This window comes from Paenibacillus sp. M2 (genome assembly GCF_046713495.1).
Classification (GTDB): Bacteria; Bacillota; Bacilli; order Paenibacillales; family Paenibacillaceae; genus Paenibacillus; species Paenibacillus amylolyticus_B.
The window spans coordinates 6494481-6509888 of record NZ_CP169648.1; the positions used below are offsets into that span (position 1 = coordinate 6494481).

The 15408-nt window shown below is 48.4% G+C and carries 7 protein-coding genes, 1 tRNA gene and 3 rRNA genes; 1 reads left to right on the forward strand and 10 read right to left on the reverse strand.

Annotation, left to right across the window (positions count from 1 at the left end):
• Positions 1–6: 6 nt before the first annotated feature.
• The 10 genes from radA to ACETMN_RS29815 all read right to left on the reverse strand — a co-directional run bounded on the left by radA (position 7) and on the right by ACETMN_RS29815 (position 13361).
• On the reverse strand, positions 7–1374 hold the full coding sequence (radA, locus tag ACETMN_RS29770) for a DNA repair protein RadA (RefSeq protein WP_036671578.1): 1368 nt from the start codon (positions 1372–1374) through the stop codon (positions 7–9).
• A gap of 271 nt (positions 1375–1645) precedes the next feature.
• The gene (locus tag ACETMN_RS29775) at positions 1646–4108 is read right to left on the reverse strand and encodes an ATP-dependent Clp protease ATP-binding subunit (RefSeq protein ID WP_036607223.1); all 2463 of its coding nucleotides are present in this window, start codon (positions 4106–4108) and stop codon (positions 1646–1648) included.
• 184 nt (positions 4109–4292) lie between these two features.
• Entirely contained in the window at positions 4293–5363 is a 1071-nt protein-coding gene (locus ACETMN_RS29780; protein WP_091020515.1) for a protein arginine kinase, read from the reverse strand.
• A gap of 28 nt (positions 5364–5391) precedes the next feature.
• Positions 5392–5916, reverse strand: coding sequence for a UvrB/UvrC motif-containing protein (locus ACETMN_RS29785; RefSeq protein WP_091020513.1), 525 nt, complete (start codon positions 5914–5916; stop codon positions 5392–5394).
• Positions 5917–5947: 31 nt separating this feature from the next.
• Positions 5948–6409: a CtsR family transcriptional regulator gene (locus ACETMN_RS29790; protein ID WP_036607135.1), complete on the reverse strand. Its 462-nt coding sequence runs from the start codon at positions 6407–6409 to the stop codon at positions 5948–5950.
• Positions 6410–6870: 461 nt separating this feature from the next.
• Entirely contained in the window at positions 6871–8046 is a 1176-nt protein-coding gene (eis, locus tag ACETMN_RS29795; RefSeq protein WP_091020511.1) for an enhanced intracellular survival protein Eis, read from the reverse strand.
• A 179-nt stretch (positions 8047–8225) separates the two neighbouring features.
• A 5S ribosomal RNA gene (gene rrf / locus ACETMN_RS29800) occupies positions 8226–8342 on the reverse strand.
• A 143-nt stretch (positions 8343–8485) separates the two neighbouring features.
• A 23S ribosomal RNA gene (locus tag ACETMN_RS29805) occupies positions 8486–11413 on the reverse strand.
• A 211-nt stretch (positions 11414–11624) separates the two neighbouring features.
• A tRNA-Ala gene (locus tag ACETMN_RS29810) sits at positions 11625–11700 on the reverse strand.
• Between the two features lie 108 nt (positions 11701–11808).
• Positions 11809–13361: ribosomal RNA gene (locus ACETMN_RS29815) — 16S ribosomal RNA — on the reverse strand.
• The 16S, 23S and 5S rRNA genes sit together here with 1 tRNA gene alongside, the layout of an rRNA operon.
• A gap of 599 nt (positions 13362–13960) precedes the next feature.
• Between ACETMN_RS29815 and ACETMN_RS29820 the strand changes: the two genes are divergently transcribed.
• Complete coding sequence (locus ACETMN_RS29820; RefSeq protein ID WP_091013180.1) at positions 13961–15334, forward strand: molybdopterin-dependent oxidoreductase; 1374 nt, start codon at positions 13961–13963, stop codon at positions 15332–15334.
• The last annotated feature ends 74 nt before the right edge of the window (positions 15335–15408 follow it).

Genomic DNA, 15408 nt, shown 5'->3' on the forward strand with positions numbered 1-15408 from the left:
TGCCCCCTAATCTAAAGCAACCGCTAGTGCATCTGCCACGGTATTCACACCGATCAGTTGTATCCCGCGAGGATGTTTCCAGCCCTTTAAGCTTTTTTCCGGTAAAATGACTCGTTTGAAGCCCAACTTTGCGGCTTCCTTCACTCGTTGTTCGGCCCGTGATACGGCTCGAACTTCACCTGTCAGACCGATCTCGCCAAAGATGACGTCGTCCGGCTTGGTCGGTACATCTCTCAAACTGGATGCAATGCTGACGGCAACCGCCAAATCTACAGCGGGCTCATCCAATCGTACTCCACCAGCCACGTTCAGATACGCATCCTGGGTCTGTAAGAACATACCCATCCGTTTCTCCAGCACTGCAATGATAAGATTTAACCGATGCAGATCTACCCCTGTTGCCATACGGCGGGGAGAAGGGAAATGGGTGGTTGAGATCAACGCCTGCAATTCCACGAGCAGAGGGCGTGTACCCTCCATACTGGCAACTACCGTTGAACCTGCTACACCCAGTGGACGTTCTGACAAAAAGAGTTCGGACGGATTGCCCACCTCACGAAGTCCATCCTCACCCATTTCAAAAATACCAATCTCATTGGTGGAACCAAAACGGTTCTTCACCGCACGCAGCAGGCGATACGTATGATGCCGTTCTCCTTCAAAATAAAGCACGCAATCCACCATATGTTCTAACATACGTGGACCGGCAATGGCACCTTCTTTGGTAACATGCCCCACAAGAACCGTTGCAATGCCTCTGCCTTTGGCAATCCGCATGAACCTTGACGTACATTCCCTTACCTGTGCTACACTACCCGGCGCACTGGTAACTTCGGGAAGATATACCGTCTGAATGGAGTCGATGACCAGAAAATGCGGCTGGATCTGATCCACCGCTTCCTCTACGCGTTCCATATTGGTTTCACACAATACATACAACTCGGCAGAGAGTGCCCCGAGGCGGTCTGCCCGCAATTTAGTCTGCTTGACTGATTCCTCACCGGAAACATATAACACACGCAAACCCGAATGCGTCAAAGCATGGGACGTCTGCAACATCAACGTTGATTTACCGATACCCGGATCTCCGCCCACCAGAACGAGTGAACCCGGAACAATTCCGCCACCCAATACCCGGTTCAACTCTCCGATTCCAGTCTGTACACGCGGTTCCTGACCGCTATCTATATCTATGATAGGAAGCGGTTTATCTTTACTGTCAAACAGAGGAGAATTTCTCCCTTGTGTTTTGACCACCGTCTCTGTTTCTTCCACCATTGAATTCCATGACTGACAACCCGGACACTTACCGTACCACTTGGGGGCTTCATAGCCGCATTCCGTACATTGAAACTTGGTTTTAACTTTGGCCACTTCAGCACTCCTATAATTTAGTTTTATAACAGCATTTTGCATTATTCGACGAATTTCACCCAAACTCCCTGACGTGCAGGGTTACTAAAAGTTTACCATTGTTTGAGATTTTTCGTAAAGGATTATCGCAAACTTTACACATGTTCCTGACATAATCATGTCCGTCTTCTGTCCAAAGTGCAAAAAATCCTCCCCGGCCGAGGCCGAGAAGGATTTGATTATGGAATAAGGATTAATACAAGCTGAAGCTCACTCCAAAGCTTGATGTATATTATTTGGTTTCGATTTCCTCATTGGACGGAACGACCACGTCTTTTTTCGTAACAGACAGCGCACCGTTCTCTTCGTCGATGAGCAATGAATCCCCTTTGGTTACGTTACCTGTGAGCAACTCTTCGGACAATTTGTCCTCAATATGCTTCTGGATCGCCCGACGAAGCGGACGCGCACCGTAAGCTGGATCAAAGCCTGACTTCGCAAGGAAAGACTTGGCATTATCAGTGAGTTCGAAATCGACCTCATGTTCGAGCAGTCGTTTACGAAGTTCTTCACTCATAAGCGTAACAATTTCAGCGATGTGTTTTTCTTCGAGTGAGTGGAACACGATAATTTCATCAATCCGGTTAAGGAACTCTGGACGGAAGCTTTTCTTCAGCTCATCCATCACTTTCCCCTTCATGTTGTCATAATCTGCTCCTGCATCTACAACTGCAGTGAAGCCCAGTGTAGAGTTACGTTTGATCGCTTCGGCACCCACGTTGGATGTTAGAATGATCAGCGTATTGCGGAAGTCAACGACGCGACCTTTGGAATCCGTCAGTCGACCATCCTCAAGCACTTGTAACAAGATATTGAATACTTCTGGATGTGCTTTCTCGATTTCATCGAGCAGGACTACGGAATATGGTTTGCGACGAACTTTCTCTGTCAGCTGGCCACCTTCTTCGTACCCAACATATCCTGGAGGCGCTCCGACAAGTCGGGAAGTCGAGTGCTTCTCACCATACTCGGACATATCAATCCGGATTACTGCATTTTCATCGCCGAACATCGCTTCAGCCAGAGCACGAGCAAGTTCTGTTTTACCTACCCCTGTAGGACCGAGGAAAATGAATGAACCCATCGGACGTTTCGGATCTTTAAGTCCTGCACGAGCACGACGAACCGCACGGCTGACAGACTTCACTGCCTCATCCTGACCGATGACACGTTCATGTAGAATAGACTCCAGATTCATCAGACGCTGTGTCTCTTCTTCTTTCAGTTGGTTCACAGGAATTCCTGTCCAGCTGGCTACCACTTGTGCGATATCCTCAGGAGTAACCTCGGAATCGGTGCGACCTTGTTTCTCTTTCCACTGGTTCTTCGTTACATCCAGCTCTTCACGAATTTTTTGTTCCGTATCACGCAGAGCTGCTGCTTTTTCGAACTCCTGACTTTGAACTGCAGCGTCTTTTTCCTTACGGATATCTTCCAGACGGCTTTCCAGTTGTTTCAGGTTTGGTGGGATCGTGTAAGAGTTCAATCTTACTTTGGAACCCGCTTCATCAATCAGGTCAATCGCTTTGTCTGGCAGGAAACGGTCTGTAATGTAACGGTCAGACAGTTTAACCGCCTGCACAATTGCTTCGTCCGTAATTTTCACACGGTGATGCGCCTCATAACGGTCACGCAAGCCATGTAAGATTTGAATCGCTTCTTCCGGAGAAGGCTGATCTACAGTAATCGGTTGGAATCGACGCTCAAGCGCTGCATCCTTCTCGATGTATTTACGATATTCATCCAGTGTTGTCGCACCGATACATTGCAATTCTCCACGAGCCAGAGCCGGTTTCAAAATGTTAGAAGCATCGATGGCACCTTCAGCTCCGCCTGCGCCAATCAAGGTATGCAATTCGTCGATAAACAAGACAATGTTACCTGCTTGGCGAATCTCATCCATGATTTTTTTCAGACGATCTTCGAACTCACCACGATATTTGGTTCCAGCGACTACAGAACCCATATCCAGGGTCATTACACGTTTGTCGCGCAATGTTTCCGGAATCTCATTTGCAATGATTTTTTGTGCAAGGCCTTCAGCAATCGCTGTTTTACCTACACCTGGCTCACCGATCAATACCGGGTTGTTCTTGGTACGACGGCTGAGCACCTGGATGACACGTTCAATTTCTTTACTACGTCCAATGACTGGGTCCAGGTTGTTCTCTCTCGCATAAGCCGTGAGGTCACGTGCCAGACTGTCTAGCGTTGGTGTGCTTACATTGGCAGGTGTGCCATTATGGCTGGATACAGCTTCACTGCTGCCAAGCAATTGCAGCACTTGTTGACGTGCTTTGTTCAGGCTAATTCCCAGGTTATTGAGCACACGTGCTGCAACACCCTCGCCTTCACGAATCAATCCGAGCAGGATATGCTCTGTGCCTACATAGGTATGGCCCAATTTTCGAGCTTCATCCATAGACAGTTCAATTACTTTTTTCGCACGTGGCGTATATGCAATGTTGGTAGGTTGCTCTTGGCCACGGCCAATCAGCGTTTCTACTTCATCCTGAATTTTTTCCAATCCGAGTCCCAGGCCGATCAGTGCTTTGGCTGCGATACCTTCGCCTTCACGAATGAGGCCGAGCAAAATATGCTCAGTACCGATGTTATTATGACCGAGACGGACAGCTTCTTCCTGCGCGAGTGCGAGCACCTTTTGGGCCCGTTCCGTAAATCTTCCAAACATCATATCTCCTGCACCTCCATGGTTTTGGATAAAACGAGGTCATGTAATGAAATAACCGTCGTATTCTTCATATCATTTTTGTTTGCAGCCGTGCTGCGAATAAAGTCATTTGGCATTTGTACATGCCTTATTATATAAAAGCCGCAATGCGGCATGAAACCATATTTCAATACAAAATCAGGCTAAACTAGGACTGCTTCGCTGCATTGATCGTATCACGAATCAACTGAGCTCGGTAGATATCTCGCTCATCTGTGCGCATATCTTCCCCGAATGTTTTCTGCAAAAATCCCGGCTGTGTCATCACATTCAACTCATTCATTACCGTGATGGACAGTCCATCCAACAAGCCGAGATCCACGCCAAGGCGTACATCCGATAAGCGCTGTGCAGCTTCCTTGGAATCAACAATAGCTGCATGAGACAATATGCCGTAAGAACGCATGACCCGATCCGTAATCCGAAGTCTGGAGTCGGTCATTAACCGTTCTCTGGCTGTACGCTCATGACCTATCATCTGTAACACAACACCATGCAGGTTCTCGATGACTTCCTGTTCGGTCTGTCCCAATGTAATCTGGTTCGAGATCTGGAACAGGTTACCCATCGCCTCGCTACCTTCACCGTATATCCCCCTTACAGTTAATCCCACTTGGGAAACTGCGGTTAAAATGCGGCCAATCTGCTGTGTCATCACCAGGGCAGGCAAGTGCATCATAACCGATGCTCTTACACCTGTACCTACATTAGTAGGACAGCTGGTTAAGTATCCTCTGCGGTCATCAAAAGCATAATCCACGTGCGCTTCAAAAGCATCATCTATTGCGGAAGCTTTCTCCCAGGCTTCCTTCACCTGGAACCCCGGATAGAGGCACTGGATACGAAGATGATCCTCTTCGTTAATCATAATACTGACAGACTCATCCTCACTGAGAATAACCGCACCATTCCTGGATTCATTCGCAAGACTTGGACTGATGAGGTGTTTCTCCACCAGCACCCGTTTGTCGAGTTCGTCAATATCGATCAGATCCAACGTATGAAAATCCCCAAAGGCATGAACGTCATCGTATTGAAGTACTTCGCTCAGCTTATTCAGCACCTCTTCCGATTGCTCATTGGAAGCCAGCATCGGAAACGGAACATGCTGAAGGTTGCGTGCAATCCGGACACGGCTGCTAATGACGATTTCGGAATCAGCCGCATCACTGCGCATCCAGTCGCTGAGCGCCTTATCTGTAAAGCGCAGATTAGGCATTACGCATCCCTCCTACTCATGACAAACTTTACTCCTGAGCTATTCCTTTTTCAAGTCCTCTGATCTGGTCACGGATCTGGGCCGCCTCTTCAAATTCCTCTTGCGCGATACTCTCCTGGAGCTCCCGCTTCAGATCAGCGATTTGCCGTTTCACCTTGATGCGACCACCAGCTCGTGCAGGCACTTTGCCTACATGGGACGTATTACCGTGAACCCGCTTGAACAAAGGATCCAGACGGCTGTCAAAATATTTATAACATGAACTGCAGCCGAACCGGCCTATCTTGCTAAATTGTGCGTACGTCATACCACACTCTTCACATTGAAGTGCTTTTGCAGGTGGTGTTCCTGTCGATCCACTTTTGCTGGCTGGATCAAAATCAAGCAATCCGGACAACAAGTTGTGAATGGAAAACCCACCTGCTGTTCCAGGGATCATTTCCCCTTTTTCACGGGCACATGACTCACAAATATGGAATTCCGTCTTCTCCCCATTTACGATTTTCGTAAAATGAAGTGTCGCCGGACGTTTATTGCATTCTTGGCACAGCATATTGATGTACCTCCTTTGACCCCGATAGTTTTCATTTACCGAGCAAAGATATTAACATCGCCTTCAACATTCTGGCACGAATTTGATCCCGGTAAGGAAGTTTGACTAATATAACCTCTCTAGATACAGCAGCTCGCATCAACCCGGCTTCCCGCTTGCTCAAGAAGCGCGCTTCTTCCAATTGATAGATCAGACCTTCGGCAGCTGTCTGCCCGATCTCTTCACCAATACTATGGTGCAAATGATTATGCAGAGCTGATTGGGCCGGTAATTCAATACGCTGTATGCGAACATAACCACCACCGCCGCGTTTACTCTCTACCAGGTATCCCTTCTCGAGTGTAAAACGTGTGCTGATGACATAATTGATCTGGGAAGGTACACATGAGAATTGATCTGCCAGATCATTACGCTGAATTTCAACCATTCCTTCGGGACTTTCATGCAAAATACTCTTCAGATATCGTTCGATAATATCAGAGATATTACGCATCCAATCATCCTCCACTGTCTGAAACGTTAAGTCAATAAGGACCCACACGCCCCCACAGAGTACACCTTCTCTACCCATTTAACCAATCAGGGAAACAGCGAATCTTGCTTCCACAGGTGTCAATAGGAGAGCGAAGGAAGCACGAAGGTCCTTTAATATTCCCTTGATCCTCCGATGAGATGAATCCCGTATATTGGCGATCATGCATCAGATTGTAGAAAGAAAGCTACTTAAGTATTGAACCTTTAGTTGACTTTGACTTTCTTTGACTTTATAACCATTATAGCATATTTTGTGGTTTTGCCAAGTGGGGTCACTATTCATTTTTTACGATTTTACACGAAATATTCCCCAGACACAAAAAAACCTCCCCAAAATTGCTGGAGAAGTCCATTTGTCTTTCAATCACGCCGTATTTCTATATAAGCTAATCAAGTTAAATGGAGCAGTGGGAATAGTCATCAGAAGAAATCGAGCAAATAGGTTTCCCGTTCAGGAATGACTTGTTCCAAAGCCTTGATTGCTGCTTCTGGTCCGTGAATTCTTCCGATCCGTGCCATTTCCGTTGGTCTGCGATACCCCATCAGCACTGCGGTAAGAGATTGAATATCCACCTTAATGGTCTGATCATCAGTAATTGGTTCCGAAGTTTTCCATATGGACGCTGTTCCGTTCATTGCCACGTTTAATTGCCATACCCCTTCATTCCATGGAGCGTGTGCATCTTCTACCTGAAGAACAATCTGCAACGGTGAGTCCTGATTTGCAAAGGGATACTGGGATATAAACTGCTCCACACTAACGATACGCGCCATAAAATAAGGTACAATCTCCTGCTGAATCCTCGGGTTATCCAATTGGAAGGCAAGTGTATCACTGGCAGGTGCCTGCAACGTAACTTCCTCGATCATGGAATCATGGTTAGCAATGAAGGTCCACAGTCCTTGCCTAGCCTCTTCGTTCAGATAGATGATCTCTTTAATAGTAAACTTATTTTCCTTAACCTCATATAAAAGATAACCTTGTGCTGCATCAGCTTCATCGTAATATACAGCCTTCTGGCTGCTTCCATTAACCAGAACTGAATTCTCCCACCTTGCATCATCCCGAACCAGAGTTCCGTTATAACGCTCAGCATAAGCACTGTATACTTCCTTTAATATGCTGAGGCCCGGATCCCCACGCCGAATTGTTCCAGGTGTCGCTTTTTTCATAGGCAAATGAGCTGTAGGTACTTTATAACGTTTAAATTCAACATACGTCTCCCATCCATACTTCCGATAGAAACCAAAAGAGAATGGATGCAAGAATGATATGCTCTGTTTGTTGCGATTCATTTCTTCCAACGCATGCTTCAGTAGACCCGCTACCCAGCCTTTGCGTCTATACTCTGGCCAGGTGGCTACACCCGCAATACCGCCCATCTCGAACGCTCTGCCATGAATATAGGTGTGAAAAGGAATGATGTGAAGTTTGGCTCCTAGCTGCCCGTCCTCATATACACCCCATATATCTTGTGACGAAAACTGACTCCGCCGCTTTTCTTTTTGTTCATCATTCATTACCACCTGAAAAGCATATTCGGAGAGTGCCATCGCTGGTTCAAAATCATCTACCGTCACTTTCTGAATTTCCATGTTGTCCTACACCCCATTCGCTAGAGTTATTATCAATCCAAATCATGGCCTGATATGTGATATATGTACCCCTTAGAGTGTGTCAGAGGATTCTTACAAAGTCAAATAAGAGATGCTTTCGCATCCCCTTAAATAAACAAATAAAAACCACCACCGAATAACATCGGCAGTGGTTCTTCGCTTGGCGGCGTCCTACTCTCCCAGGACCCTGCGGTCCAAGTACCATCGGCGCTAGAGGGCTTAACGGTCGTGTTCGGGATGGGTACGTGTGGAACCCCTCCGCCATCGCCACCAAACGTGATTTGTCGAAGCATAGCTTCTTGAAATCAGATATGGAACTGAAAATCATACACACATTCTGTGATGTACCAATTTTCATTTCAGAGATCGTTCTCTGAAAACTAGATTCGAAACGAAACATGCGAATTATCACTTGCTATTGGATAAGCCCTCGACCGATTAGTACTGGTCAGCTCCATGCATTGCTGCACTTCCACCCCCAGCCTATCTACCTCGTCGTCTTCAAGGGGTCTTACATACTGGGAAATCTCATCTTGAGGGGGGCTTCACGCTTAGATGCTTTCAGCGTTTATCCCGTCCGTACATAGCTACCCAGCGGTGCTCCTGGCGGAACAACTGGTACACCAGCGGTACGTCCATCCCGGTCCTCTCGTACTAAGGACAGCTCCTCTCAAATTTCCTACGCCCACGACAGATAGGGACCGAACTGTCTCACGACGTTCTGAACCCAGCTCGCGTACCGCTTTAATGGGCGAACAGCCCAACCCTTGGGACCTACTTCAGCCCCAGGATGCGATGAGCCGACATCGAGGTGCCAAACCTCCCCGTCGATGTGGACTCTTGGGGGAGATAAGCCTGTTATCCCCAGGGTAGCTTTTATCCGTTGAGCGATGGCCCTTCCATGCGGTACCACCGGATCACTAAGCCCGACTTTCGTCCCTGCTCGACTTGTAGGTCTCGCAGTCAAGCTCCCTTATGCCTTTGCACTCTTCGAATGATTTCCAACCATTCTGAGGGAACCTTTGGGCGCCTCCGTTACTCTTTAGGAGGCGACCGCCCCAGTCAAACTGCCCACCTGACACTGTCCCCGCACCGGATTACGGTACCAGGTTAGAACCTAGATACGATCAGGGTGGTATCCCAACGTTGCCTCCACACAAGCTGGCGCTCATGCTTCAAAGGCTCCCACCTATCCTGTACAGATCGTACCCAAATTCAATATCAAGCTGCAGTAAAGCTCCATGGGGTCTTTCCGTCTTGTCGCGGGTAACCTGCATCTTCACAGGTATTAAAATTTCACCGGATCTCTCGTTGAGACAGCGCCCAAGTCGTTACGCCATTCGTGCGGGTCAGAATTTACCTGACAAGGAATTTCGCTACCTTAGGACCGTTATAGTTACGGCCGCCGTTTACTGGGGCTTCGGTTCACAGCTTCGGGATTACTCCCTAACCACTCCCCTTAACCTTCCAGCACCGGGCAGGCGTCAGCCCGTATACTTCGCCTTACGGCTTCGCACAGACCTGTGTTTTTGCTAAACAGTCGCTTGGGCCTTTTCACTGCGGCCCCCTCGTGCTATTCACACTACCGGGGCACCCCTTCTCCCGAAGTTACGGGGTCATTTTGCCGAGTTCCTTAACGAGAGTTCTTCCGCGCGCCTTAGAATACTCTTCTCGCCTACCTGTGTCGGTTTGCGGTACGGGCACCTTCACCTGGCTAGAGGCTTTTCTTGGCAGTGTGAGATCATGACCTTCGCTACTATAATTTTCGCTCCCCATCACAGCTCAGCCTTACAATGTGCGGATTTGCCTACACATCAGCCTTACTGCTTAGACGGACATCCATCAGTCCGCGTCACTACCCTACTGCGTCCCCCCATTGCTCATAACGGCTTACGGTGGTACAGGAATTTCGACCTGTTGTCCTTCGACTACGCCTTTCGGCCTCGCCTTAGGTCCCGACTTACCCTGAGCGGACGAGCCTTCCTCAGGAACCCTTAGGCTTTCGGCGGATCAGATTCTCACTGATCTTTTCGTTACTCATACCGGCATTCTCACTTGTATAATGTCCAGCGCTCCTTACGGTACACCTTCAACCCTTATACAACGCTCCCCTACCCCTGATGCAAAGCATCAAGCCATAGCTTCGGTGGTGTGTTTAGCCCCGTTACATTTTCGGCGCAGAGTCACTCGACCAGTGAGCTATTACGCACTCTTTCAATGGTGGCTGCTTCTAAGCCAACATCCTGGTTGTCTGTGCAACTCCACATCCTTTCCCACTTAACACACACTTGGGGACCTTAGCTGATGGTCTGGGCTGTTTCCCTTTTGACAATGGATCTTAGCACTCACTGTCTGACTCCCGGAAGTAAGTCTATGGCATTCGGAGTTTGACTGAGCTTGGTAACCCTTGCGGGCCCCGCACCCAATCAGTGCTCTACCTCCACGACTCTGTTTTCCGAGGCTAGCCCTAAAGCTATTTCGGGGAGAACCAGCTATCTCCGAGTTCGATTGGAATTTCTCCGCTACCCCCACCTCATCCCCGCATTTTTCAACATGCGTGGGTTCGGGCCTCCAGTGCGTGTTACCGCACCTTCACCCTGGACAGGGGTAGATCACCCGGTTTCGGGTCTACGTCCACGTACTAATTCGCCCTATTCAGACTCGCTTTCGCTGCGGCTCCGGCTCTTCACCTTAACCTTGCACGGGAACGTAACTCGCCGGTTCATTCTACAAAAGGCACGCCATCACCCCTAAAACGGGCTCTGACTTTTTGTAAGCACACGGTTTCAGGTTCTATTTCACTCCCCTTCCGGGGTGCTTTTCACCTTTCCCTCACGGTACTGCTTCACTATCGGTCGCTAGGAAGTATTTAGCCTTGGCAGATGGTCCTGCCGGATTCATACGGGGTTTCACGTGCCCCGCACTACTCGGGATCCGTCTCGGAGGGAACAGACTTTCAACTACAGGGCTTTTACCTTCTTTGGCGGGCCTTTCCAGACCTCTTCGCTTAACCGGTTCCTTTGTAACTCCATGTGAGACGTCCCACAACCCCAAAGAGCAAGCTCTCTGGTTTGGGCTTCTCCGCGTTCGCTCGCCGCTACTGACGGAATCACTATTGTTTTCTCTTCCTCAGGGTACTTAGATGTTTCAGTTCCCCTGGTATGCCTCTACATAACCTATGTATTCAGTTATGAGTAACTGGAAATTACCCCAGCTGGGTTTCCCCATTCGGACACCCCCGGATCAAAGCTTGCTTACAGCTCCCCGAGGCAGTTTCGTTGTTCGCCACGTCCTTCATCGGCTCCTAGCGCCTAGGCATCCTCCGTGTGCTCTTAGTAGCTTAACCAGTTTGCTCCGGTTTTGGCTGCTCGCTTCCCTTGTTTTGGACTACGTCCAAAGCCAAAAGTCACTCCCATCCAATACCATCGCAAAAGCAATTAAGTACCAATTTATTAAACTTGTTTACACAAGTTCAGCTAAAAAGGAATGTTCTAATTCACGTTTGTTTCGTTTCGATATCTAGTTTTCAAAGAACAAGCCAAATAGATGAAATTGTTTGGTGGAGCCAAGCGGGATCGAACCGCTGACCTCCTGCTTGCAAGGCAGGCGCTCTCCCAGCTGAGCTATGGCCCCTCAAATTCCATCAAAACTGAACAAATGGATAAGTAACTGTGTTGCTGGTGCAGGTTCTAAGAACCTGCGTATTTGAATGTTTCCGTTGCAGGAAACGATTCTCCATAGAAAGGAGGTGATCCAGCCGCACCTTCCGATACGGCTACCTTGTTACGACTTCACCCCAATCATCTATCCCACCTTCGGCGGCTGGCTCCTTGCGGTTACCCCACCGACTTCGGGTGTTATAAACTCTCGTGGTGTGACGGGCGGTGTGTACAAGACCCGGGAACGTATTCACCGCGGCATGCTGATCCGCGATTACTAGCAATTCCGACTTCATGCAGGCGAGTTGCAGCCTGCAATCCGAACTGAGACCGGCTTTGTTGGGATTGGCTCCATCTCGCGATTTCGCAGCCCGTTGTACCGGCCATTGTAGTACGTGTGTAGCCCAGGTCATAAGGGGCATGATGATTTGACGTCATCCCCACCTTCCTCCGGTTTGTCACCGGCAGTCTATCTAGAGTGCCCACCCGAAGTGCTGGCAACTAAATATAAGGGTTGCGCTCGTTGCGGGACTTAACCCAACATCTCACGACACGAGCTGACGACAACCATGCACCACCTGTCTCCTCTGTCCCGAAGGAAAGGTACATCTCTGTACCGGTCAGAGGGATGTCAAGACCTGGTAAGGTTCTTCGCGTTGCTTCGAATTAAACCACATACTCCACTGCTTGTGCGGGTCCCCGTCAATTCCTTTGAGTTTCAGTCTTGCGACCGTACTCCCCAGGCGGAGTGCTTAATGTGTTAACTTCGGCACCAAGGGTATCGAAACCCCTAACACCTAGCACTCATCGTTTACGGCGTGGACTACCAGGGTATCTAATCCTGTTTGCTCCCCACGCTTTCGCGCCTCAGCGTCAGTTACAGCCCAGAGAGTCGCCTTCGCCACTGGTGTTCCTCCACATATCTACGCATTTCACCGCTACACGTGGAATTCCACTCTCCTCTTCTGCACTCAAGTCACCCAGTTTCCAGTGCGATCCGGGGTTGAGCCCCGGGATTAAACACCAGACTTAAATGACCGCCTGCGCGCGCTTTACGCCCAATAATTCCGGACAACGCTTGCCCCCTACGTATTACCGCGGCTGCTGGCACGTAGTTAGCCGGGGCTTTCTTCTCAGGTACCGTCACCTTGAGAGCAGTTACTCTCCCAAGCGTTCTTCCCTGGCAACAGAGCTTTACGATCCGAAAACCTTCATCACTCACGCGGCATTGCTCCGTCAGGCTTTCGCCCATTGCGGAAGATTCCCTACTGCTGCCTCCCGTAGGAGTCTGGGCCGTGTCTCAGTCCCAGTGTGGCCGATCACCCTCTCAGGTCGGCTACGCATCGTCGCCTTGGTGAGCCGTTACCTCACCAACTAGCTAATGCGCCGCAGGCCCATCCCCAAGTGACAGATTGCTCCGTCTTTCCAGTTTCCTTCAGGCGAAGAAAACAATTATTCGGTATTAGCTACCGTTTCCGGTAGTTGTCCCAAACTTGAGGGCAGGTTGCCTACGTGTTACTCACCCGTCCGCCGCTAAGTATCAAGGAAGCAAGCTTCCTATCAACTCCGCTCGACTTGCATGTATTAGGCATGCCGCCAGCGTTCGTCCTGAGCCAGGATCAAACTCTCAAATAAAGTATTGAAAAGAGCGATAAGCTCATTTTGAATCTGACGATTCATTGTGAATCAAAAGTTACTATCCATTTGTTCAGTTTTCAAGGAACTTGTATGTCCGTTTATGTTGATGTTTGTCAACCGGACAGGAATCTTATCATATCATGTTAACTAACTTACTGTCAACACTTTGTTTTCGTCATCTTTCAAATGATTATGACAATCATTCGTTTGAAGCGACAAGAAATAATATATCACGTAGTGATTTATTTAGCAAGCATTTTTAATCAACCTTTTGATATCATGATATCTTCATCTACGGTGTCTTGTCTCCAACCTGAATTCGACAGATTAGCACATTCTCTGAACCCAAGATGGGATAACGATCCCCTCCCTTCTGTTCGTTTGAAGAAAGTGATCCAAAAACTCTATAATAAGGTATATAGATATAGAGATAAGGTTAAGCAGTCACGTGTACTACTTTCATAAGTAGCCCATGAACAATCGTATAACCATCTCGCATTGCACCTTTACACAGATCACGTACTCCATTCACAGCTAGCTATTACATATTAAAGTTCTGAATAAACTCATTACTAACCTATATGGGGTGATCGCACTTGAAGCAATGGTTAAAGAACAGACGCAAAGGTTACGGCAAAAAGTTGGTTTCCATCCATGCTTGGAATGCCTGGATTGTTGTGATCCTTGCTATAACAGGTCTTATGCTGGTAGGCGGCTTTTGGCGCGAGATACTCGGAATTGGACGTGTCTGGTTAAAATGGCTACATATCATCGTTGGGCTAGCTATGCTGGCACCCGTAGTATATTACTTGATTTTGGCCGGAAAGCACTGGAAACAGCTTCGTAACAGACCATGGCAGAGGGTGAACACCATCTTTGTTCTTGCTCTGCTGGTAGGCTGGCTCCTCTCGGGTATTGTATTATGGCAGTTCAAGCTGGCTGGACCTCGATGGTCGAATGCTGCACTTTTGATCCATGACCTGCTGACTTGGGTGGGCTTACCTTATATTATCTATCACTCCATCACTCGGACCAAATGGTTAAAGGACCCTGCACGTCGTGCGGTTAAAACCACTACAGCTTCAACACGAACTCAAAATACAGCTGATCCATCTGATTCAATATCGGATGAAAAAGAAACTCCAGCTGCTGTATCTTCTTCCCAGTTTGATCGCAGTTCCGAGAGAGATCCCCTTAAATCTGTGGAGCGACCTCAACCGTTGTATACACGACGAGCTTTTATCCGCTCTGCTGTGGGGGTTGGTCTCGCCGTGACTCTTGGTCCTACTTTTATATCCTGGGTAGGACGAAATCTCAAGATCGATAATAGTATTGATAGCATGCTGGAGAACGATCCTAACCGTATGGTTCCTCTGCCACAACCGCTGTCCGCCTCTTCACCTCCCCTTGGAGGCGGGGCTGAAGGTCATTTCCGCGTATATACGGTTACGCCTATACCGTCCTTCTCCAATGCTAACTGGTCTTTCCGTATTGATGGATTGGTTGAACGGGCACAGGTCTGGAACTGGGAACAGTTCGTGAAGCTCGCGCGTACCGTACAGGTTAGTGATTTCCACTGTGTGACAGGGTGGTCTGTATATAAAAATACCTGGGAAGGCATCTCACTTGCACAGCTTTTGAAGCAAGCCGGGGTCAAACCAGAGGCTCATAGTGTGAAGTTTTATTCCGGTGATGGTGTGTATACAGATGCGATTACGATGGATCAAGCACAAATGGAGGATATTATGGTGGCTGTCATGCATGATGGCAAACCCATCCCAGCTGATCTTGGCGGTCCGGTACGGCTCGTCATTCCTCAGATGTATGCCTATAAATCGGTAAAATGGTTAAATCGCATTGAACTCATCGACAGCGAACATATCGGTTACTGGGAAGAGCGAGGATATGACAAGGATGCATGGCTTACAGGCGCATCTCAGCGCATCCCTAATAATATAAGTGGATCATGATCCGTTTAGTTAAGACTGGCGGCGTTCATTCGTTGTATTAATCATTCAAATAACAGCAAAAGCCCCCGACCACG

Excerpts from the sequence above, each read along its gene's own strand:
- ACETMN_RS29790 (WP_036607135.1), bottom strand. The coding sequence starts at position 6,409 with ATGCGTAATATCTCTGATATTATCGAACGATATCTGAAGAGTATTTTG.
- ACETMN_RS29785 (WP_091020513.1), bottom strand. The coding sequence starts at position 5,916 with ATGCTGTGCCAAGAATGCAATAAACGTCCGGCGACACTTCATTTTACG.
- ACETMN_RS29780 (WP_091020515.1), bottom strand. The coding sequence starts at position 5,363 with ATGCCTAATCTGCGCTTTACAGATAAGGCGCTCAGCGACTGGATGCGC.
- ACETMN_RS29775 (WP_036607223.1), bottom strand. The coding sequence starts at position 4,108 with ATGATGTTTGGAAGATTTACGGAACGGGCCCAAAAGGTGCTCGCACTC.
- eis (WP_091020511.1), bottom strand. The coding sequence starts at position 8,046 with ATGGAAATTCAGAAAGTGACGGTAGATGATTTTGAACCAGCGATGGCA.